The following is a 20,426-nucleotide window of genomic DNA, read 5'->3' as shown; positions in this document are numbered from 1 at the left end:
GCGGGGAGCGGAAACGGAACGATGGCGCATGCCCCAAGTCACCGCGCCGCTCCTCGACTCTACCTAAGCTTCGCCGAAGCTCGAAGAGCGAAGGCGAAGCGTGCCCACCATCTGGAGCAATGGCGTCGACAGAATGGTGGGCACCGGGCTCCGCGCCATGCGTTGCATCGTCGCGTGCGCGCCTTTGCCCACCCTCCGAGTCTTCCTGCAATCAATCAGCCCTTCACCGCATATGCCAGCAGGAACATCCGCACCGCGCTGTCGATTACGGTCTTGATGCGTTCCGGCGAAGGGGCGGGGGCGGCCTGGAAGATGAACGGCAGGAACAGCGAGGCCTGGCACATCAGCATGAACTGCGAGGCCGCGAGCTGGCAGTCGTCCATGATAAGCTCGCCCATCGCCACATGCGCTTCGAGATAGGCGGCAAGCCGTCCGATCGTCTTCTCCAGCACGCGCTCGTAGTAGCGGCGGCCGACATCGGGCATGCGCTCGGCGATCGCCATCACGGTGCGGATCGCCGAGCCGCCGCCGGGGCGGCAGATCATCGCGATATAGGCGTCGCCGAATTCGGCGAGCGCGGTCGGCACGTCGCGCGCGGGATCGAAATTGAAGGCGATCTCGCCCTGCTGCAGGCTCTCCTCCTCGACGATGGCTTCGAACAGGCGGCACTTGTCGGCGAAGTAGACGTAAAGCGTCCCCTTGGAGACGCCGGCAGCGCGGGCGATCTCGCCCATGCTCGCCCCGTCGAAGCCCAGATCCATGAATACCTTGCGGGCGCCCTCCAGGATCTGGCGTCGCTTCGACGAGTCCTCGTCGCTGACGAGTCGGAGGGATTGACGATCGGATGCAACCATTGGTTTAGATTCCGGGCAAAGTTTTCACGGACGGTAAGGTGACGACAGGTATAGGGCTTCTAACATCCCCACGCTGGATGTATATTGACCGAACGGTTCGGTCAATGCTAATCCGACGGTGCGAGGCGACCGAGCTGGTTTGGCTTTGGGTGCATTGCGACAGAATCAGGTGAGGAGGCCTTGATGGCCGCAGCAAGAGACCAGGCCGCTCGGATCGTCCGTGCCGAGCCGGAAGAGGCCGGGCCCAACGAAACCGCAGCCCTTGGCGAACAGCTCCGCAGCCATGTGGCCGAGGAGGCGAGGCGTGGGCCGGCCCAGACGCCGGCAGTCGACAAGCCGGCATCTCCTCAGGCTTCGGCGCCGACCGCCAGGCCCAAATCGGCCAAACGCAAATTCGTGCTGATGGGCGTGGGCCTGCTGCTGGCGCTCGCCGCCGCGGGCTACGGCACCTATTACGTCATGATCGGGCGCTTCTTCGTCTCGACCGACGACGCCTATGTCCGCGCCAACAACACCATGCTGGGCGCGCGGGTCGCCGGCCACGTCGCGGCGATCGTTCCCGGCGACAACGCGCTGGTGCGCAAGGGCGAGGTGATCCTGCGAATCGACGACGGCGACTATCGGATCGCGGTCGACGCGGCGCGCACCAGGATCAAGACGCAGCAGGCGACGATCGAGCGCATCGGCCGCCAGGTCACCGCGCAGCAGAGCGCGGTCGAGCAGGCCGAGGCGAATCTCGTCTCCGCACAGGCCGGCCTGAAGCGCGCCGACCTCGACTATGATCGCCAGCAGTCGCTGAACACCAAGGGATTTGCATCGCACGCAACCTTCGAGCAGTCCGAGGCTGCGCGCGACCAGGGCGCGGCCGGCGTCAAGGCGGCGCAGGCCGCCTATGACAACGCCCGCGACAATGTCGAGGTGACCAAGGCGCAGCAGGCCGAAGCGGAGGCCCAGCTTGCGGAATTGAAGACCACGCTCGCCAAGGCCGAGCGCGATCTCGATTTCACCAATGTGCGCGCGCCGGTCGACGGCACCTTCTCCAACCGCCTGGTCAACGCCGGCGACTACGTCAATGTCGGCCAGCGGCTCGGCAACGTCGTGCCGCTCGACGAGGTGTTCATCGACGCCAACTTCAAGGAGACGCAGCTCAACCGCATCCGTCCCGGCCAGCCGGTGACGATCTCGGTCGACGCCTACGGCCATCGCAAGTTTGCCGGCACGGTGCAGAGCATCTCGCCCGCGGCGGGCTCGGTGTTCACGCTGCTGCCGCCGGACAACGCCACCGGCAATTTCACCAAGATCGTGCAGCGATTGCCGGTGCGCATCCGCGTCCCGAAGGATGTCGCGCGCGAAAATCTCCTGCGCGCCGGCATGTCGGTCTACGCCACCGTGGATACCACAAGCGGTGCCGACGACGCCGACGCCACCACCGATCTCGACTCGCCGATGATGATCCATCCGCAGTGAGGGGCGGGGAGACTGAGCAGTAACACCAGGCAAGAGTGAAACAGACTGCAGCGGCATCGGAAGTGAGCTCCCCTCCCCCTTGCGGGGAGGGGTTGGGGAAGGGGGTAGCCACGAACACCGCCGTTGCGGCTACCCCCCTCCCCAACCCTCCCCCGCAAGGGGGGAGGGAGCGCACCCCGACCGCCGCGCCAGCGCCTCCCAAAAGCTGAATCAACCATGGCCGACGCTACCACCGCCACTCCCGAGCTGATCGCCCCCACGGCCGCCTCCGAGCGCATCGCGCCGAAGCGGCTGGTCGCGTTCCTGATCATGGTGTTCGGGATGTTCATGTCGATCCTGGACATCCAGATCGTCTCGGCCTCGCTCACCGATATCCAGGCCGGGCTGTCGGCGAGCTCGACCGAGGTGTCCTGGGTCCAGACCGCCTATCTGATCGCCGAGGTGATCGCGATTCCCTTGTCGGGGTTCCTGTCACGCGCGCTCGGCACGCGGCTGTTGTTTGCGATCTCGGCCTTCGGCTTCACGGTGTCGAGCCTGCTCTGCGGTTTCGCCTCCTCCAGCGCGGAGATGATCCTGTGGCGCGCGATCCAGGGCTTTCTCGGCGCCGGCATGATCCCGACCGTGTTCGCCTCGGCCTACACCGTGTTCCCGCGCTCGAAATTCTACATCGTCGGCCCGATCATCGGGCTGGTCGCGACGCTGGCGCCGACCGTGGGTCCGACGGTCGGCGGCTACATTACCGATGCGATGTCGTGGCACTGGCTGTTCTTCATCAACGTCGTGCCCGGAATCATCATCACCGTCGGCGTGCTGGTGCTGGTCGATTTCGATACGCCGAACTTCGCGCTGCTCGACCGCTTCGACTGGTGGGGCCTGATCTTCATGGCGGGCTTTCTCGGCGCGCTGGAATATGTGCTGGAGGAAGGCCCGCAATATGAATGGCTGCAGGACACCTCGGTCGCGATCTGCGCCGCGATCAGCTTCACCTCCGCGGTGGCCTTCTTCATCCGTGTCTTCACCGCGGACGAGCCGATCGTCGACCTGCGCGCCTTCACCGACCGCAATTTCGCGGTCGGCTGCGTCCTGCAGTTCTGCATCGGCATCGGCCTCTACGGGTTGACCTACATCTATCCGCGCTATCTCGCCGAGGTGCGCGGCTACAGCGCGCTGATGATCGGCGACACCATGTTCGTCTCCGGCATCACCATGTTCCTGATGGCGCCGGTGGTCGGTCGGTTGATGCTGCGCTACGACATGCGCGCCATCATCGCGGTCGGCCTGATCATCTTCGGCATCGGCTCCTACCAGATGACCTGGATCACCCGCGACTATGATTTCTACGAGCTGCTGGTGCCGCAGATCCTGCGCGGCATCGGCATGATGTTCGCAATGGTGCCGACCAACAATGTCGCGCTCGGCACGCTGCCGCCGGACCGCCTCAAGAACGCCTCCGGCCTGTTCAACCTGATGCGCAATCTCGGCGGCGCGCTCGGGCTCGCGCTGATCAACGAGGCGCTGAACGACCGCACCGACCTGCACATCTCACGCCTGCAGGACCGCGTCACCTGGGCCAATCAGACCGCGGTCGAGACGCTCAACACGCTGACCCAGCGCGCGCGGGGCATGGGCGATGCGGCGCTGATGGCGATGAAGCAATTGTCGCAGATCGTGCACCGCCAGGCGGTGGTGATGAGCTATGGCGATGCCTTCTTCCTGCTGACGCTGTTCTATCTCGGCCTGAGCGTGCTGGTCATGTTCCTGAACAAGCCGAATATGGCTGCGGCCGGAGGCGATGCGCATTAGCGCGCGCGGGCGCGGGCTGTTGCAAATCGGCGGCGACACAGCTATAAGCGCTAGATTGTCGCTCGAACCGGGAGGATTTGCATGATTTCCGCATATTCGCAGATCGCACGCCCGCGTCCGATGCTTTCGCTGGATGCCGTAACCGTCGCCTGCTCCCGCTAGAAGCAGCCTTCGCCAGCACCGATCGGGTCGTTTGCCCCGATCTCCAACGCTTCCCATAAGTCCCTGATTTCAAACGGCGCCTGCGCGCGGCCCTTGCCCGTCATGCGCCCCTATTGGAGCCGGCGCGTGCGCGAGCACGGCCGGATTGTGCCATGAGCGACCAAGCGAAGAAGTCGAGAGCGGCCATCCGCATCGTGATGCCGTTCGTATTCCACCACTGGCTCGAGCAGCCCATCCTGACGCTCACCATCGCCTTCGGCCTGGTGGGCGCAACCGTGGCGGACCTGTTCATGCCGATCTTCTCCGGCCATCTGGTTGACGCCCTGACGCACGGCTCGGCCGATCCGGACGCGCGCCATGCGGCGCTTGTTGCGTTCAGCGGCATCGTGGCGCTGGGCTTCTCCTCGATCGTGCTGCGGCAGATCGGCTTGCAGGCGATCGTGCCGTTCACGCTGCGGATCATGTCGGACGTCGCCCGTGACGCCTTCATGCGGGTGCAGCGGTTCTCGACCGACTGGCACGCCAACTCCTTCGCCGGCTCGACCGTGCGCAAGATCACGCGCGGCATGTGGGCGCTCGACCTCTACAACGACACCATCCTGCTGGCGCTGCTGCCCTCGCTGGTCGTGCTGTTCGGCTCGATGGTGCTGCTGGGGCTGCACTGGTCGGTGCTGGGGCTGGTGATCCTGGTGGGTGCTGCGATCTACATCACGATGACGGTGACGCTGTCGATCCGCTACATCGCACCGGCGGCGCGGATTTCCAACGCCTGGGACACCAAGGTCGGCGGTACGCTGGCCGACGCCTTGACCTGCAATGCGGTGGTGAAATCGTTCGGAGCGGAGGCGCGCGAGGACGCGCGGCTGATGCGCGTCATCGGTCGCTGGCGCAAGCGGGTGAAGCGGAGCTGGCTGCGCTACAACACGATCAACGCCGTACAGCTCGCGGCGCTGCTCTGCCTGCGCGCCTCGGTGATCGGCGGCTCGCTGCTCTTGTGGATGGCCGGCCGCGCCTCGCCGGGCGACGTGACCTATGTGCTGACGAGCTACTACATCATCCACGCCTACCTGCGGGATGTCGGCATGCATATCAACAACCTGCAGCGCTCGGTGAACGACATGGAGGAGCTGGTCCAGATCCACGGCGAGCCGATCGGCATTGCCGACGCATCCGACGCGAAGCCGATCGCGATCGAGGGCGGACGCATCGTGTTCGAGGACGTGACCTTCCATTATGGCGGTCACCGGGCTCCGCTCTATGACGGCCTGTCGGTCGACATCCGCGCCGGCGAACGGGTCGGGCTGGTCGGCCGCTCCGGCTCTGGCAAAACGACCTTCGTCAAGCTGGTGCAGCGGCTCTACGACGTCTCCGGCGGACGCATCCTGATTGACGGTCAGGACATCGCCAAGGCGGCGCAGCAATCGCTGCGCAGCCAGATCGCGATCGTGCAGCAGGACCCGATCCTGTTCCACCGCTCGCTTGCCGAGAACGTCGCTTATGGCCGGCCCGGCGCCAGCCTGGCGGCGATCGAGCAGGCGGCGCGGCTCGCCAACGCGCACGACTTCATCCTGCGCCTGCCGAGTGGCTACGGCACCCTGGTCGGCGAGCGCGGGGTGAAATTGTCGGGTGGCGAGCGGCAGCGGGTGGCGCTGGCGCGCGCGTTCCTGGCGGACGCGCCGATCCTGATCCTGGACGAGGCGACCTCGAGCCTCGATTCGGAATCGGAGGCGCTGATCCAGGAGGCGATGGTGCGGCTGATGAAGGACCGTACCTCGATCGTGATCGCGCACCGGCTGTCGACGGTCCGCAGCCTCGATCGAATCCTGGTGTTCGATCACGGCAGGATCGTCGAGCAGGGCACCCATGCGGTCTTGACCACGCGCCGGGACGGCATCTATCGCTCCCTGTTCGAGCGCCAGGCCACCGAGTTCATCTCGGCGGCGGAATAGGCTGTCCCGCGGCAACGGCTTCGGCTAGGTTGCCGCGGGCTGCACCAGACGAAGTGAAGGGACTGGATGTCTGAGACGATAGGAGAAACCGGTCCGTCGCGGTCTTCGACCTTCTGGACGGCGCTGCGCGATCCGGCGCTGCAGCTGCGCATCGTCGACCGGCTGGCGGCGCTGACCGCGATCATGGTGCCGTGGTCGACCACCGGCGTCGGGGTCGCGGCGACGCTGTGGCTGATCGCGCTGGTTCCGACCGTCGAGCCGCGGGCGCTGCTGCGGTCGCTGACGCGGCCGGTCTCGGTGCTGCCGATCGCTCTGTTCGTGCTGGCCGTGGTGGGCATGCTGTGGTCGGAGGCGCCCTGGGCGCTGCGCCTGCACGGCCTGAGCCCGATCGCGAAATTCCTCGTGCTGCCGCTGTTCGTCTATCATTTCGAGCGTGCGCCGCGCGGCGGGCTTGCCGTCTTCATCGCGTTCCTGGCGTCCTGCGCCGTGCTCGCGCTGGTGTCCTGCGCGGTTGCCTTCGATCCCGGTCTGTCGATCAAGCAATTGTTCTCGCGCGTGCCTGTTGCGCCGACCAACGGCATCTTCGTCAAGGACTACATCGACCAGGGGCAGGAATTCTCGCTCTGCGCGATCGCGCTCGCCTATCCGGTGTTGGCTTTGCTCAAGGAAAAGCGAATCCGCGAGGCGCTGTTGCTGGCTCTGATCGCGCTCGGCTTCGTCGCCAACATGATGTTCGTGATCACCTCGCGCACGGCGCTGGTGACGATGCCGATCATGCTGGCGGTATTCGCGCTGCTGCATTTGCGGCTCCGGGTGGCGCTGGCTTCACTCGGTGTCATCATCCTGCTCGCGGTCGTGGTCTGGTTCAGTTCCTCCCAACTGCGCGCCACGATCGGAAAATTCTTCACCGACTACCACAACACCGAGACCCTGAATCTCGAAAGCGGCATCGGCTCGCGGCTGATCTATTGGCAGAAGGCGGTCGGATTCATCGGCAACGCGCCGGTGATCGGTCACGGCACCGGCTCGACGCGCGGCCTGTTCGAGCAGGCGGCGGTCGGCGAGACCGGCGCGCGTGGCCAGGTTGTCGGCAATCCGCATAACCAGACGCTGAACGTCGCGGTGCAGTGGGGCGTGCTCGGCGTCATCCTGCTCTACGCGATGTGGCTGACCCATCTGCTGCTGTTCCGCGGCGAGGGCCTCGTCGCCTGGATCGGACTCCTGGTCGTGGTCCAGAACGTCTTCACCTCGCTGTTCAACTCGCATCTGTTCGATTTCACCGAGGGCTGGATCTACGTGGTGGGCGTGGGCGTTGCCGCGGGCATGACGCTCGCGGCCCGTGCCGGCGAGCCAGGCTCGGCAAAGGCGATTGAGACGTGAGGCAGTTCGCCACCTGATGGAGACGCCCGATGAGCAACGACGCCCGATGAGCAACGCTTCTCCGCAAAGGACTTTCCTCGTCTGTCACGGCGCCTGGGGCGGCGGGTGGTCGTGGAAGAAGGTGCATCCGCTGATGCGCGCCGCCGGCCATCGGCTGCTGACGCCGACCTATACGGGTCTCGGCGAGCGCGCCCATCTGGCCAATCCCGCAATCGATCTGGAAACCCACATCGATGACGTCCTGAACGTCATCCGCTACGAGGATCTGCACGACATCGTCCTGCTCGGCCATTCCTATGGCGGCATGGTCGCGACCGGCGTCGCCGACCGCGCCCGGGACTGCATCGCGCAGCTGATCTATCTCGATGCCTTCGTGCCGGGTGACGGACAGTGCCTGCTCGATTTCCTGCCGGAATCGGAGCGGCAGCGGATGCGCGAAGGTGCAGCTGCTGGCGACGGCTGGCGCATCCCGCCGAATCCGACGCCCGCGGACACGCCGCCGGCCGATCTCGAATGGCTGAAGGCGCGCCGTGTCCCGATGCCGCTCAAATGCTTCGAGACCAGTTTGAAGCTCACGCATGGCGAGACGCGCCTGCCGCGCAGCTACGTCTACGCCACCCGCATGGCGCCGACCGACGTGTTCGGCCAGTTCGCAAAGCGCGCAAGGAGCGAGGCCGGCTGGCGCTATTTCGAGATCGACGCCAGCCATTCGCCGGGCGTCACCGCGCCGGACGCGCTGATGGCGCTGTTGCAGGAGATCGTTGCCGGATAGCTCGGCCCACATGGCGAGGGGCCCGGCGCGGTTGACGCCGAACCCCTCATTGAACATATCAGCCGGCCTGTAAGCCGGGTTCTGTAGGGCACCGCCGGCTCGCGCCGGCGATACGTGACGGCCATTCCTCTGGGACCATGTTCGCACATGGCCTCGGGCAACCTACCCGGACGGCGAGCCTGACAAAACCCCCGCGGCGTTATCGCTTTCGCGAACCGTCCGCGTGTGCCGTCCCTATTCGGTCTTGCTCCCGGTGGGGTTTACCATGCCGGTTCCGTTGCCGGAGCCGCGGTGCGCTCTTGCCGCACCTTTTCACCCTTGCCGCGCCGGAGCCCGAAGGGCGGAGGCGGGCGGTTCGTTCTCTGTGGCACTTTCCCTGGGGTCGCCCCCGCCGGACGTTATCCGGCACCGCTTGTCGATGGAGCCCGGACTTTCCTCCCCCGCGGCCTTTCGGCGCTTGCGGGAGCGGCCGTCCAGCCGACTGACGCCCTAGCCATGGAGGCTGAAGTCTGCCGCGTCAAGATGTTGACGGTCTCGTGAAGGCGCAAAATAAATTGCGCGATGATGTCGTTCCAGGCTCCGTTCGCCCGACTGGATGTCGGCGATCCAGCCGAAGCAGAGGAGTGACCCCATGCAATACTTGTTGATGATCTATACCAATGAAGCCGAGTACGCCAAGATCGGTGCGGCAGCGAGCCAGCAGATGCTCGGTGAATACCAAGCCTTCACCAAATCGATCATCGAGAGCGGCAATTTCAAGGCTGGCGACCGGCTGCAGCCGACCACGACGGCGACCACCGTGCGTGTCCGCGACGGCAAGATGCTGACCACTGACGGGCCGTTCGCCGAGACCCGCGAGCAGCTCGGCGGCTATTATCTGGTCGAGGCCAAGGACCTCGACGCCGCGATCAGCATTGCGGCGCGGATTCCCGGCGCCCGGGTCGGCTCGATCGAGGTGCGGCCCATCTGGGTCTATAATTGACAGCGAAGCCGCCATTCCGGCGCGATGGGCGTGTCGAGCCGGGAATCCCGAGCTTCCCCAATGCGCAATTGCGCATTGGGGTTTCGTGTTTGTACGTCCCGGAACGACAGTGAGAGTGTTGTGTCCATGACCGCCAGTGAGATCGAGACGATCTTCCGCGGTGAAGCGGCCCGGGCGTTAGCAACGCTGATCCGCCTCGTCGGCGATTTCGATCTCGCCGAGGACGCGCTGCAGGATGCGTTCGCGGTCGCGCTGGAGCGCTGGCCTCGCGAGGCTGCGCCCACCAATCCGCGCGCCTGGCTGGTCAGCGTCGGACGCAACAAGGCGATCGACCGCGTGCGCCGCCAGGTCGCGTTCCGCGGCAAGCAGCAGCAACTGATCCACGAGATCGAGCTCAACGCGACATGCGCCGATGACGCCGCCGACCCCGTCGCGCTCGATGACGACATGCTGCGGCTGATCTTCACCTGCTGCCATCCTTCTTTCGCTCCGGACGTGCAGATTGCGCTGACCTTGCGCACGATCTGCGGGTTGACCACCGCGGAAGTCGCGCGCGCCTTCCTGGTCAGCGAGGACGCGATGAGCCAGCGCCTGGTCCGCGCCAAGCAGAAGATTCGGCTGGCCGGCATCGCCTATGAGGTGCCGGCACCCGATGCGCTGGCGCCGCGATTGAATGGCGTGCTGGCGGTGATCTATCTCGTCTTCACCGAAGGCTATGTCGCGACCTCGGGCGAGGATCTGATGCGCCCCGACCTCGCGCGCGAGGCGATCCGGCTTGCTCGCCTGCTGGACGTGCTGATGGCCGGCCGCAGCGAGATCAAGGGCTTGTTGGCCCTGATGCTGCTGCACGATGCCCGCCGCGCCGGCCGCGCGACTCCGGGCGGCGACATCGTGCTGCTGGAGGAGCAGGATCGATCGCTGTGGGACCGGTCGCAGATCGCCGAGGGATTGGCGCTGGTGGAGGCGGCGCTGGGGGTCCCGGGGCGGCCGCAACCCTATGTGGTGCAGGCCGCGATCGCCGCATTGCATGCGCGGGCACCGAACCATGCCGACACCGACTGGCCGCAGATTGCCGGTCTCTACGAGGTGCTGCTGCGCATCGCGCCGTCGCCGGTGATCGAGCTCAACCATGCGGCTGCGGTATCGATGGTGGACGGGCCGGCGCGGGCGCTCGACCTGATCAATACACTCGCCGCGCGCGGCAGCCTCGACGGCTATGACCTGTTGCCCGCAGTGCGTGCTGATCTGCTGCGTCGGCTCGGGCGCCACGAAGCCGCCCGCGAGGCCTATCTCGCCGCCAGCGCCGCGACGGGGCTGGAGCCGCTGCGGCGGCTCTATGCGCGGCGGCTTGCGGAGCTTCCGAAGCCGCCGAGCCGTTCGCCGGTATAAGCCACGAGGCAAAGGCCGAACAGCATTGTCTCCGCTGTCAACACCCGGGCACTCTCGGCGAAAGTGCCGTCGGCAATGACGCCGAAAATGCGCACCGCCGCCGCCGTGCCGATGAGGAGCGCGACGAATGCCAGCCCGGTCTTGCGCAGGCTCGCGGTGAGAAGGCAAAGCAGGACAAACGGCGCGCAGCCGAGCGGAAAGGCGCCGAAGCTTGCGCGCATGTTGGTGACCGCAAGCGGCGAGCCGAGTGTGATGCCGGACGCCGCCGCAGCACCGACGGGATCGCCGATGAACTTGCGGCCGATCAGCACCAGCACGACGAACGCCGCCAGCAGCACCGCGCGGCTGATCCAGGGAACGACGGATTTCGACATCAGGTGTGCCCCTGCGGCAGGCCGGCTCCGAACGGCTCATGGTTTCTCCGATCGGCTGCCAGCGCCTCGTGTCGCCGCGTGATGAGCTGCCCGGCGATGAGGCCGATGCCGACGACGACGGCGGGAACGAAAAACATCAGGATCATCCAGACGACGCCGGTAGCTGCGCCCATCAGGTGCTCCTCGATGCCGCCGCGGATGTTGAGGATCGTATCGGTGATCGTCTCGATCACGAGGATCCACGAAACCAAGATTCCGGCGAAGGCTCGCTGGCGCAGCAGCACGATCGCTGCAAACGCTAGCGCCGCGCCGCCGACATCGCCGATGGCGATCTCCAGCGCGACATCCGTCGAGGCCGGAAAGCCTTCGTGCTGCGCGGCGAACACCTGCAGCGCGACGTAGCGGAAGACGTGAAGCCAGAGCAGGGCGATCAGGGCCTCGGCGCGGCCGCGCGCCGATAGCCAGGGCGCGACATACCATCGTGCGATGGCGACGAAGACGAGAAGCGACCCAAGCTGGGCGCCCGCCTGGGCGGAGACGAGGATGTTCATCATCGTACCTCGGCAAGCGGGGGATTCGCCGGCGCGGCCCTGCGCCGGCCGAACAACATGCGGCGGAGCAATCCATCGCACAGCACGACGGCGTGATAGAAGGCGGCCACCACGTGCAGGGCAATCAGCGCCATCAGCAGTCGCGACAGCGCGTAGTGGACGCTGCGAATCGGGAAGACCCAGAAGTCCGCCGGGACCTCGCCATGTCCCAGGAACACAGCGTCGAACGCCCCGGTCTGCAGGGCCATGGTGAGGCCGCTCGCCGCCATCGCGATCACGGTGACATAGAACAGCCGGTGCGAGGCCCAGGCGATCCGGTCGAGCCTCCGGTCACCGGTCGTCGCCGGTGGCGGATGCGCACTGGCGATCCGGATCGCGAGCCGAACCAGCATCAGCGCCAGGATGATGAGGCCGCCGGTCATGTGGCTGCGCAGTCCTTCGATCTTCATCGGGCTGGTGTTCGGAATCTTCACCAAGGCGAAGGCGCCGAGCGCGAGCGCAGCGATGATCAGGAACGCCAGCGTCCAGTGCAGTGCGATCAGAGCCGGATGATAGCGGGAGACAGCGGTCAATTTCGTTCCTCCAGTCCGTCACTGCGGCGCTGCCGCCCTTGCAGCACCGCCACGACCTGCGCGACAAGGTGCAGCGTCGGGGTCTGTTCGACAATCTGGCCCGTTCCGGACGACGCAGTCGGAGTTTCCGAACAATGCGAAAAGCCTCGATCGCCGAGATGAGCGCCTTCGTCGCGATTGCCGAGCGCGCGAGCTTCGCCAAGGCTGCGACGCAGCTCGGCGTCTCGCGCTCCTCTCTCAGCGAGAGCCTGCGGGCGCTGGAGGAGCGGCTCGGGGTGCGGCTCCTCAATCGCACGACGCGCAGCGTGGCGCTGACAGAAGCGGGCGAGCGGCTCCTGGCGCAGCTCAGGCCGCTGCTCGACAATCTCGATGCGGCACTCGAATCGGTGAATGCGTTTCGCGACAGCCCGGCCGGTCACTTGAGGATCACCGTGCCGCGGCCGGCGGCGCGCACTATCATCGAGCCGATCCTGTCGCGGTTTCTGCACGCCTACCCCGCGGTCACGCTGGAGGTCACGATCGACAGCACGCTGACCGACATCGTGCGCGATCGCTTCGACGCCGGCATCAGACCGGGCCACCGGGTCGAGCAGGACATGATTGCGCTTCGCGTCGGCGAGGACGCACAGCCCACGGTGGTGGGATCGCCGGATTATCTTCGCCACCACGGCACGCCGAGGGAGCCGTCCGATGTCAGCTCGCACAATTGCACGCGGATGCGCTACGCCAGCAACGCATTTCATCGCTGGGTGTTCGAGAAGCGCGGCAGGAGTCTCGAGGTCGACGTCAAGGGTTCGCTGATCACCGGCGACAGCGAGCTTGCGGTGCGGGCTGCGCTCGACGGTCTGGCGCTGGCGCGCGTGCCGCGTCACACGGTGGAGGCAAACCTTGCGAGCAAGAAGCTCGTGGCGGTGTTGGAGGACTGGCGGCCGCGCTCGGTGGGCTTCTACCTCTACTATCCAAGCCGTCGGCAGATGCCGGCCGCGCTGCAGGCCCTGATCGAAACCTTGAAGGCGGAGGTGTCCGCGCGCAAGCGCATGTGAGCTCGGCTCGATTGTCCGTCCCGGATTGGTCGAGTTTTCCGAACGTGCCATCCGCCGCGGGCCGCATTGCGGTTCGCTGCGTCGATGCATCATCTGTCAGGCACAGCAAGCGAGAAGGATGTGCGATGCCACAGGATTTTCGGGAGATCGTCATCACCGGCGCAAGGGGAGGCCTGGGCTCCGGCGTCATCGCGCAGTTGCAGCGTTTCGCGAAGTCTTCCGAACTGGGCGTCAGCGTACGGCGCCGGAAAAGGCCGCTCCGCTCGCGGCGGCAGGCATCCGTGTCCGGCGCGGCGATTTCGGCGAGCCGGCCTCGCTGGACCATGCGTTCGAGGGCGCGCGCCGCGTGCTCCTGATCTCGACCCGGACGCCGGGCAATGCCGCGCGGTTCGAGGAGCAGCGCAACGCGATCGACGCGGCGGCGGCATCGAGCACGTCTTCTACACGTCCATCGTGCAAAGGCCGGGCACGCCGTTCGACGTGGCGGCCGGTCATCACGACACCGAAACCTATCTCGCCTCGAGCGGAGCGGGCACCACGGTGCTGCGCAACGGCCAGTATGTCGAGAACCTGCCGATTTTCCTGGGAGCCAGCATCTTCACCGGCGATCTGGCCTTGCCGGCGGACGCTGCTCGCACGCATCATGAAGGTTGCGGCCGCAACGTCGTAACGGAAGGCGATGCCTACCGTGCCGCGCGCACCCGCGCCTCGGCCGGCAGGCTTGTCAGCAGCGCATGCAGCGTCGTGAGCGTCGAGCGGTCGGCGATGCCGTCGACGCGGGCGGGACGGAAGTGGCGCTGGAACGCCGCGACCACTTCGAGCGTCGACCCGTCGAATCTTCCGGTGACGGGCACGCCGTAGCCATAGGCGGCGAGCGCCATCTGCAGGTCGCGGACCTCGTCGCTGATGCTGCCGAGTTTCAGACTTTCGCTCTGCGCGATCGGCGCCGGCTGCACCCAGTGACCGACGCCGGAGTTCGCCAGCGAATGCCAGGGAAATTTCTCGCCCGGATCCTTCTTGCGCGCCGGCGCGATGTCGGAATGGCCGAGCACGCGGTGGCTCGGCACCTGCCGGCGCAGCATGATGCCGCGGCACAGCGCGATCACGGCCGCGATCTGGCGCAATGGGAAGTCGGGATAGTCCCAATCATGGCCGCGATTGACAATCTCGATGCCGATCGAGCAGGAGTTGATGTCGTCCTCGCCGGCCCAGGACGATACGCCGGCGTGCCATGCCCGTTTCGCTTCGGGCACGCATTGCACGATGCGGCCATCCTCCAGCACGATATAATGTGCCGACAGTTCGGTCCCCGCCGTGCACAGTTTGGCGATCGCGCCCTCGACGTCGGGCATGCCGGTATAATGCAGTACGATCATGTCGGGCTGCCGGCCCTTGTTGCGCTCACCGAAATTCGGAGACGGGATCACGTCGGAGACGATCGAGGAATCGGGGGTGAAGGTCTTCATGCTCGCGCTCGCCCCGGGTATCGGCAGGATACGTTGACGCTTCGAATCAGGGGCATCGGAGGCGAAAGAACCAAGCGACATGGGAGGAGTCAAACCGGACGCAGGACAAAGGGATTTGATGAAACGCGATAGCGCTTCCACTATTCGCCGATGATGGAGCTTGCGCAATCCGGACGCGGTCGAAGGACTCGCATTTCGTGCGAGTGTGTGCGCAGCGCAGCACCTTGCGCTGAATGGCGCCTGGTTCCGTCATGGTCGGTCCGGTTTTTGTCGCAATTCATCAACGGTTTCTTAACGCTAAATGCCGTTATTGAGGAGGTTGAAACCGGCCCCTCACGGGAGCGGCACCGCGCCCTCTTTGACGTTCGAGTCCCATGGCAACCCAGCAAAATCCGTGTGAGGGTTCGCGGTTTGGGGGGCGAGGGACTGGCCTGCGCCCGGAACGCCGACTGGACCGAGGGGATTTGAGGCGCAATGGCTGCATTCGCGTCCGTTTTCCGCAAGTCATGCCGGATCGAGCCAGGTTCCGACGCATGAGCCCGGCCGGCCCGAGTCACCTCTCCGTTCTTTCCCGTGAGGCTGTCGAATTGCTCGGCCCGCGCGACGGCGGCGTCTATGTTGATGCCACTTTTGGGGCCGGCGGCTACAGCCGGATGATCCTCGGCACGCCGGGAACCCGCGTCGTCGGCGTCGACCGCGACCGCACCGCGATCGCCGGCGGCTTCGAGCTGGTCGACAGGTCGGAGGGACGGCTGACGCTGGTCGAGGACCGCTTCTCGCACCTGGCGGATGTCTGCGCTGCGGAAGGTCTTGCGACCGTCGACGGCGTGGTGATGGATGTCGGCGTCTCCTCGATGCAGCTCGACGAGGCTGGCCGGGGCTTCTCGTTCCGGCTCGACGGCCCCCTCGACATGCGGATGGGGCAGGACGGCCCGACTGCCGCGGACGTGATCGCGCGGGCCTCCGAGGCCGAGCTCGCCGACATCATCTATATTTTCGGCGAGGAGCGTCATTCGCGCGGTGTCGCGCGCGCGATCGTGGCGGGCCGCAAAGACAAACCGATCACGACCACGCGAGCCCTTGCCGACCTGGTCGCCCGGGTCGTGCGCGCCAAGCCGAACGAGATTCATCCGGCGACGCGGACATTCCAGGCACTGCGCATCTTCGTCAACGAGGAGCTCGACGAGTTGCAGCTTGCGCTCGCCGCCGCCGAACGCGTGCTGAAACCCGGTGGCCGGCTCGTGGTCGTCTCGTTCCATTCGCTGGAAGACCGCATCGTCAAGAATTTCTTCAACGAGCGTAGCAAGACCGCAGGCGGCTCCCGGCATCTGCCGGAAATGGCCCGGGCCGAGCCGAGCTTCCGTCTCCTGACCAAGCGTCCGCTGGCTCCGGGTGACGACGAGATCGCCGCCAATCCGCGCGCGCGCTCCGCCAAGCTCCGTGCCGCCGAGCGCACCGGCGCCGCCGCGCATTCATCCGGCGCGCCGCCGGCATGGCCGCGGCTCGCCGACGTGATGCGGGGAGGCTGATCGTGCGGATCATCCATCTCCTCGTGATCGGCGCGCTGGTGTTCGCCGCTGCCTATGTCTACCAGATCAAGATGGATTCGACCGCCCGCACCGAGCGCGTGGTCGAGCTGCGCGCCAAGATTCGGCAGGAGCGTGACGCCATCGCGCTGCTGCATTCGGAATGGGCCAAGCTCGATTCGCCGGCGCGGCTGCAGGGATTGGTCGAACGCCACCTGCCGCTCAAACCGCTCAACGCCAATCAATATGCCGGCCTGAAGAGCCTGCCGGAGCGGCCGCCGAGCTTCGCACGTCCCGGCGCGCCCGATCCGATCGGCGCAATGATCGACTCCATCGATGCCGCCGCCGATGCCACATCCGTCACCGGCTCGGTGCCGCAGCAGACGCAGACGGAAGAGCAGCAATGAGCGACGCCGAGCCCTCCTATGCCCGACGGAAGGAATCCTGGCGGCAGCGCTTCCTGCGCAGCTTGCTCTACGGACGCAATGTCGACCGCGCCGCCAAGGCGCGCGCCCGCGTCGGCCTCGCCATGCTCGTCTTCGCCGCAATCTACGCGATCATTGCCGGCCGGCTCGTGATGTTCGCCGTCGGGGCCGACGCACATGGCGCGCGGCAGGCGGCGGCGCGCGATGCGATCGCGACCGCGCGGCCCGACATCGTTGACCGCAACGGCGAGGTGCTTGCCACCGACGTCAAGGCGCCTAGCCTGTTCGGCGAGCCGCGCCGCATCATCGACAAGGACGAGGCGGTCGAGCTCCTGACCGCGACCCTGCCGGACCTCGATACGCCCGAGGTGCGCGACCGTCTCATGTCGAAGAAGGGATTCGTCTGGCTGAAGCGCGAGATCACGCCGCGGCAGCAGCAGGAGATCCATCTCCTCGGCATTCCCGGCATCGGCTTCCTGCGCGAGAACAAGCGCGTCTATCCGACCGGCAACGAGGTCGCCCACCTGATCGGCCTCGTCAACATCGACAACCAGGGCATCGCCGGCATGGAGAAGTGGCTCGATTCCAACGGGCTCGCCGACCTGCACCGCGCCGGCTTCGCCACCGACCGATTGCAGCGCCCGATCGAGCTGTCGGTCGACCTGCGCGTCGAGCACGCGCTGCGCGACGAACTGGCCAAGGCCAGGGAGAAGTTCCACGCCAAGGCCGCCTCGGGCCTCGTGACCAACGTCAACACCGGCGAGATCGTCGCGATGGTGTCGCTGCCGGATTTCGATCCGAACAATCCCAAGGAAGCGCACGATCCGGATCGCATCAACCGTCTGACCACCGGCGTCTACGAGATGGGCTCGACCTTCAAGGCCTTCACCCTGGCGATGGCGCTCGACACCGGCAAGTACGACCTCAACTCGACGTGGGATGCGCGCGGACCGCTGCATTACGGCAAGTTCGCCATCCATGACGACGAACCGAAAGGCCGCTTCCTCAATATGAGGGAGGTCTTCACCTTCTCCTCCAACGTCGGCGCCGCGCGCATCGCGCTGTCGCAGGGCGTGGAGGCGCACAAGGCGTTCCTGCGCAAGATGGGGCAGCTCGAGCGGCTGCGCACGGAGCTGCCCGAGAGCGCCTCGCCGATCGTGCCGAAGCGTTGGGGCGACCTCAACACCATCACCATCGCCTTCGGCCATGGCATCGCGGTGGCGCCGCTGCAGGCGGTGATGGGCGTCAGCGCCCTCGCCAATGGCGGTCTCCTGATCCCGCCGACCTTCCTGAAGCGCTCCGAGGAAGAGGCGCAGGCGCTCGCCAAGCGCGTCATCAAGCCCGAGACGTCGGAGAAGATGCGCTATCTGATGCGGCTCAACGCCATGATCGGCACCGCCAAAAAGGCCGACGTCAACGGCTATTATATCGGCGGCAAGACCGGCACCGCCGAGAAGGTCATCAACGGCCGCTATGCCAAGAAGCGGGTGCTGACCGCCTTCACCGCGATCATCCCGGCCGACCACCCGCGCTATCAGCTCCTGATCATGCTGGACGAGCCGCAGGCGCTGAAGGAGACCTACGGCTTCATCGCCTCCGGCTGGAACGCGGTTCCGACCGCCGGCAATGTCATATCCCGCATCGCACCGCTGCTGGGCATCGAACCGCGCTTCGACCTGCCGCCGCCCGAGCGCCTTATTCTTGCGGCATCCAGCCCGACGCAGTAAGCCAATGCGGCTGCCGGCCTGAGTCTTGACCGGTCGCCGCAGGCTGCCTGCGTTCGTGCGACTGGATGTTCATGAAGCTTCGCGACCTCTTCGGCGACGACGTGACGCTCGACCCGCAAGCCGCGGCGATGGACGTCGGCGGGCTCGCCGTCGACAGCCGCGCGGTCAAGCCGGGTGATCTTTTTTTTGCGCTCGCCGGCAGCAAGACCGACGGCGTGCACTTTATCGATGCCGCGATTGCGGCCGGCGCCGTCGCGGTCGCGGGCGATCACCCGCCGCCGGGCGGCTGTCGCGTGCCGTTCGTCGCGACCGCCAATCCGCGTCGCGCGTTGGCGCTGGCGGCGGCGAGGTTCTATCCGCGGCAACCGGCGACCATCGCCGCGGTGACCGGCACCAGCGGCAAGACCTCGGTTGCCGCCTTCACGCGGCAGATCTGGCAGCGGCTCGGGCATGCTTCCGCCAGCATCGGCACCATCGGCCTGGTCTCGCCGGGCCGGACCGTCTACGGCTCGCTGACCACGCCGGACCCGATCGCGCTGCACCGCCAGCTCGACGAGATTACACGTGACGGCGTCACCCATCTCGCGTTCGAGGCCTCGTCGCACGGGCTCGATCAGTTCCGGCTCGACGGCGTCCGCGTCGTGGCCGGCGGCTTCACCAATCTGTCGCGTGACCACATGGATTACCATCCCGACGTCGCGCATTATCTCAACGCCAAGCTCCGGCTGTTCCGCGACCTCGTTCCCTCCGATGGTGCGGCGGTGATCTCGGCCGATCACGACTGCTCGGCCGAGGTGATTTCGGCCGTGCGCGGACGCGGCCTGCGGCTGATCACGATCGGGCGCAACGGCGATGGACGAGGCGACGGCATCCGTCTGGTCGAGGCCGCGATCGATGGCTTTGCCCAGCAACTCGCGCTGCAGCATCGCGGGCGGCGCTTCCAGGTCAAGCTGCCGCTGGTCGGCGGCTTCCAGATCGAGAACGCGCTGGTCGCGGCGGGCCTTGCGATCGGCACCGGCAGCGACGCGGAGGCGGTGTTTGCCGCGCTCGAATCGCTCGAAGGCGCTAAGGGCCGGCTGGAGCTGGTCGGCGAGCACGACGGCGCGCCGATCTTCGTCGACTACGCGCACAAGCCCGATGCGCTCGCCAAGGCCTTGCAGGCGCTGCGGCCTTACGCGAAGCGCCGGCTCGTCGTGGTGTTCGGCGCCGGCGGCGACCGCGATCATGGCAAGCGCCCGTTGATGGGCGCGATCGCTGCCGAGCATGCCGATCGTGTGATCGTCACCGACGACAATCCGCGCAGCGAGGACCCGGCGACCATCCGGGCGGCGATCCTTGCCGCCGCAAAGGGGGCGCGCGAGATCGGCGACCGCGCCGCCGCGATCCGCGCGGCCATCGAGGATCTCGAACCGGGCGATGCGCTGGTGATCGCCGGCAAGGGCCATGAGACCGGCCAGATCATAGGCGACCGCGTGCTGCCGTTCTCCGATCACGACGCAGTCGCTGCCGCGCTGGCGCCGGGGGTTGCATGAGCGTAGCCGCATTGTGGACAATTGCCGAAGCCGCGCGCGCCCTGGGCCTGACCGGGACGTTTCCGGAAACCGCGATCGACTTCGTCACCCAGGACAGCCGGCTGGTGAAACCGGGCAGCCTGTTCGTCGCCTTGAGCGGCACCCCGAGCGGCGGTTTTGTCTCCAGCTTCGCGTCGGCGCGCGACGGCTGGGAGTTTGCGGCTGGCGCCGAAGCGGCCGGCGCGGCGGCGATGATCGTCCCGCATCGGATCGCGGGCATCAGCGTTCCGCAGCTCGTGGTGAAGGACACGCTGATCGATGGACTCTGGGCGCTCGCACGCGCGGCGCGGGCGCGCTTCCATGCGCCGGTGATCGGGCTGACCGGCAGCGCCGGCAAGACCAGTACGAAAGAGTTCGTTGCCGCCTATCCCGGCGCGGACGCGAGCCCGAGCAGCTTCAACAATTTCTGGGGC

The 20,426-nt window shown here is 66.5% G+C and carries 18 protein-coding genes, 1 other RNA gene and 1 pseudogene; 13 read left to right on the top strand and 7 right to left on the bottom strand.

What is annotated here, in order from left to right:
* Positions 1–215: 215 nt before the first annotated feature.
* Positions 216–854 carry a TetR/AcrR family transcriptional regulator gene (locus tag JOY90_RS18185; RefSeq protein WP_291692500.1) on the bottom strand — a complete coding sequence of 213 codons (639 nt, stop codon included), beginning with the start codon at positions 852–854 and terminating at the stop codon, positions 216–218.
* A 183-nt stretch (positions 855–1,037) separates the two neighbouring features.
* Between JOY90_RS18185 and JOY90_RS18180 the strand changes: the two genes are divergently transcribed.
* The 5 genes from JOY90_RS18180 (at position 1,038) to JOY90_RS18160 (ending at position 8,387) form a co-directional block, all read left to right on the top strand.
* Positions 1,038–2,321 carry an HlyD family secretion protein gene (locus JOY90_RS18180; RefSeq protein ID WP_291692499.1) on the top strand — a complete coding sequence of 428 codons (1,284 nt, stop codon included), beginning with the start codon at positions 1,038–1,040 and terminating at the stop codon, positions 2,319–2,321.
* A gap of 216 nt (positions 2,322–2,537) precedes the next feature.
* Positions 2,538–4,124: a DHA2 family efflux MFS transporter permease subunit gene (locus JOY90_RS18175; RefSeq protein ID WP_291692498.1), complete on the top strand. Its 1,587-nt coding sequence runs from the start codon at positions 2,538–2,540 to the stop codon at positions 4,122–4,124.
* 314 nt (positions 4,125–4,438) lie between these two features.
* Positions 4,439–6,235 (top strand): ABC transporter ATP-binding protein, encoded by a 1,797-nt coding sequence (locus tag JOY90_RS18170; RefSeq protein WP_291692497.1) that lies wholly within the window; start codon positions 4,439–4,441, stop codon positions 6,233–6,235.
* 66 nt (positions 6,236–6,301) lie between these two features.
* Positions 6,302–7,615: an O-antigen ligase gene (locus tag JOY90_RS18165; RefSeq protein ID WP_291692496.1), complete on the top strand. Its 1,314-nt coding sequence runs from the start codon at positions 6,302–6,304 to the stop codon at positions 7,613–7,615.
* Positions 7,616–7,661: 46 nt separating this feature from the next.
* Positions 7,662–8,387, top strand: a complete 726-nt coding sequence (locus JOY90_RS18160) for an alpha/beta hydrolase (RefSeq protein WP_291692495.1) — start codon at positions 7,662–7,664, stop codon at positions 8,385–8,387.
* Between the two features lie 54 nt (positions 8,388–8,441).
* Here JOY90_RS18160 and rnpB read toward each other — a convergent pair.
* Positions 8,442–8,872: RNase P RNA component class A (rnpB, locus tag JOY90_RS18155), an RNA gene on the bottom strand.
* Positions 8,873–9,018: 146 nt separating this feature from the next.
* Between rnpB and JOY90_RS18150 the strand changes: the two genes are divergently transcribed.
* On the top strand, positions 9,019–9,369 hold the full coding sequence (locus JOY90_RS18150; protein WP_291692494.1) for a YciI family protein: 351 nt from the start codon (positions 9,019–9,021) through the stop codon (positions 9,367–9,369).
* A 126-nt stretch (positions 9,370–9,495) separates the two neighbouring features.
* Positions 9,496–10,758: an RNA polymerase sigma factor gene (locus tag JOY90_RS18145; protein ID WP_291692493.1), complete on the top strand. Its 1,263-nt coding sequence runs from the start codon at positions 9,496–9,498 to the stop codon at positions 10,756–10,758.
* Here JOY90_RS18145 and JOY90_RS18140 read toward each other — a convergent pair.
* From JOY90_RS18140 to JOY90_RS18130, 3 genes are read right to left on the bottom strand one after another with little or no spacing between them, the layout of a single operon-like run.
* Positions 10,704–11,132 (bottom strand): DUF4345 family protein, encoded by a 429-nt coding sequence (locus tag JOY90_RS18140; RefSeq protein ID WP_291692492.1) that lies wholly within the window; start codon positions 11,130–11,132, stop codon positions 10,704–10,706. The genes JOY90_RS18145 and JOY90_RS18140 overlap by 55 nt on opposite strands.
* Entirely contained in the window at positions 11,132–11,683 is a 552-nt protein-coding gene (locus tag JOY90_RS18135; protein ID WP_291692491.1) for a hypothetical protein, read from the bottom strand. The genes JOY90_RS18140 and JOY90_RS18135 overlap by 1 nt, the downstream gene beginning before the upstream one ends.
* Positions 11,683–12,255, bottom strand: a complete 573-nt coding sequence (locus JOY90_RS18130) for a cytochrome b/b6 domain-containing protein (protein ID WP_291692490.1) — start codon at positions 12,253–12,255, stop codon at positions 11,683–11,685. Before JOY90_RS18130 ends, JOY90_RS18135 begins: the two co-directional genes overlap by 1 nt.
* Positions 12,256–12,389: 134 nt before the next feature.
* Between JOY90_RS18130 and JOY90_RS18125 the strand changes: the two genes are divergently transcribed.
* Positions 12,390–13,298, top strand: a complete 909-nt coding sequence (locus tag JOY90_RS18125) for a LysR family transcriptional regulator (RefSeq protein WP_291692489.1) — start codon at positions 12,390–12,392, stop codon at positions 13,296–13,298.
* Positions 13,299–13,529: 231 nt separating this feature from the next.
* Here the strand turns inward: JOY90_RS18125 and JOY90_RS18120 are convergent, their stop codons facing one another.
* Complete coding sequence (locus tag JOY90_RS18120; RefSeq protein WP_291692488.1) at positions 13,530–13,793, bottom strand: hypothetical protein; 264 nt, start codon at positions 13,791–13,793, stop codon at positions 13,530–13,532.
* Positions 13,794–13,981: 188 nt separating this feature from the next.
* A complete protein-coding gene (locus tag JOY90_RS18115; protein ID WP_291692487.1) occupies positions 13,982–14,764 on the bottom strand; it encodes an N-acetylmuramoyl-L-alanine amidase in 783 nt (260 codons plus the stop codon).
* 533 nt (positions 14,765–15,297) lie between these two features.
* On the opposite strand from JOY90_RS18115, the gene rsmH reads away from it, so the two are divergent.
* The 5 genes and pseudogenes from rsmH to JOY90_RS18090 all read left to right on the top strand — a co-directional run.
* Positions 15,298–16,293, top strand: a complete 996-nt coding sequence (gene rsmH / locus JOY90_RS18110; RefSeq protein ID WP_291692486.1) for a 16S rRNA (cytosine(1402)-N(4))-methyltransferase RsmH — start codon at positions 15,298–15,300, stop codon at positions 16,291–16,293.
* A gap of 2 nt (positions 16,294–16,295) precedes the next feature.
* Entirely contained in the window at positions 16,296–16,697 is a 402-nt protein-coding gene (locus tag JOY90_RS18105) for a hypothetical protein (protein ID WP_291692485.1), read from the top strand.
* The gene (locus JOY90_RS18100) at positions 16,694–18,442 is read left to right on the top strand and encodes a penicillin-binding protein 2 (RefSeq protein ID WP_291692484.1); all 1,749 of its coding nucleotides are present in this window, start codon (positions 16,694–16,696) and stop codon (positions 18,440–18,442) included. The genes JOY90_RS18105 and JOY90_RS18100 overlap by 4 nt, the downstream gene beginning before the upstream one ends.
* 71 nt (positions 18,443–18,513) lie before the next feature.
* The gene (locus tag JOY90_RS18095) at positions 18,514–19,974 is read left to right on the top strand and encodes a UDP-N-acetylmuramoyl-L-alanyl-D-glutamate--2,6-diaminopimelate ligase (RefSeq protein ID WP_291692483.1); all 1,461 of its coding nucleotides are present in this window, start codon (positions 18,514–18,516) and stop codon (positions 19,972–19,974) included.
* Positions 19,971–20,426, top strand: a pseudogene (locus JOY90_RS18090) (UDP-N-acetylmuramoyl-tripeptide--D-alanyl-D-alanine ligase); the annotation flags it as partial. The gene JOY90_RS18095 and the pseudogene JOY90_RS18090, both read left to right, overlap by 4 nt.

The organism is Bradyrhizobium sp. (assembly GCF_019242285.1).
In the GTDB taxonomy this organism is placed as follows: domain Bacteria; phylum Pseudomonadota; class Alphaproteobacteria; order Rhizobiales; family Xanthobacteraceae; genus Bradyrhizobium.
This window is presented reverse-complemented; position numbering and strand designations above follow the sequence as displayed.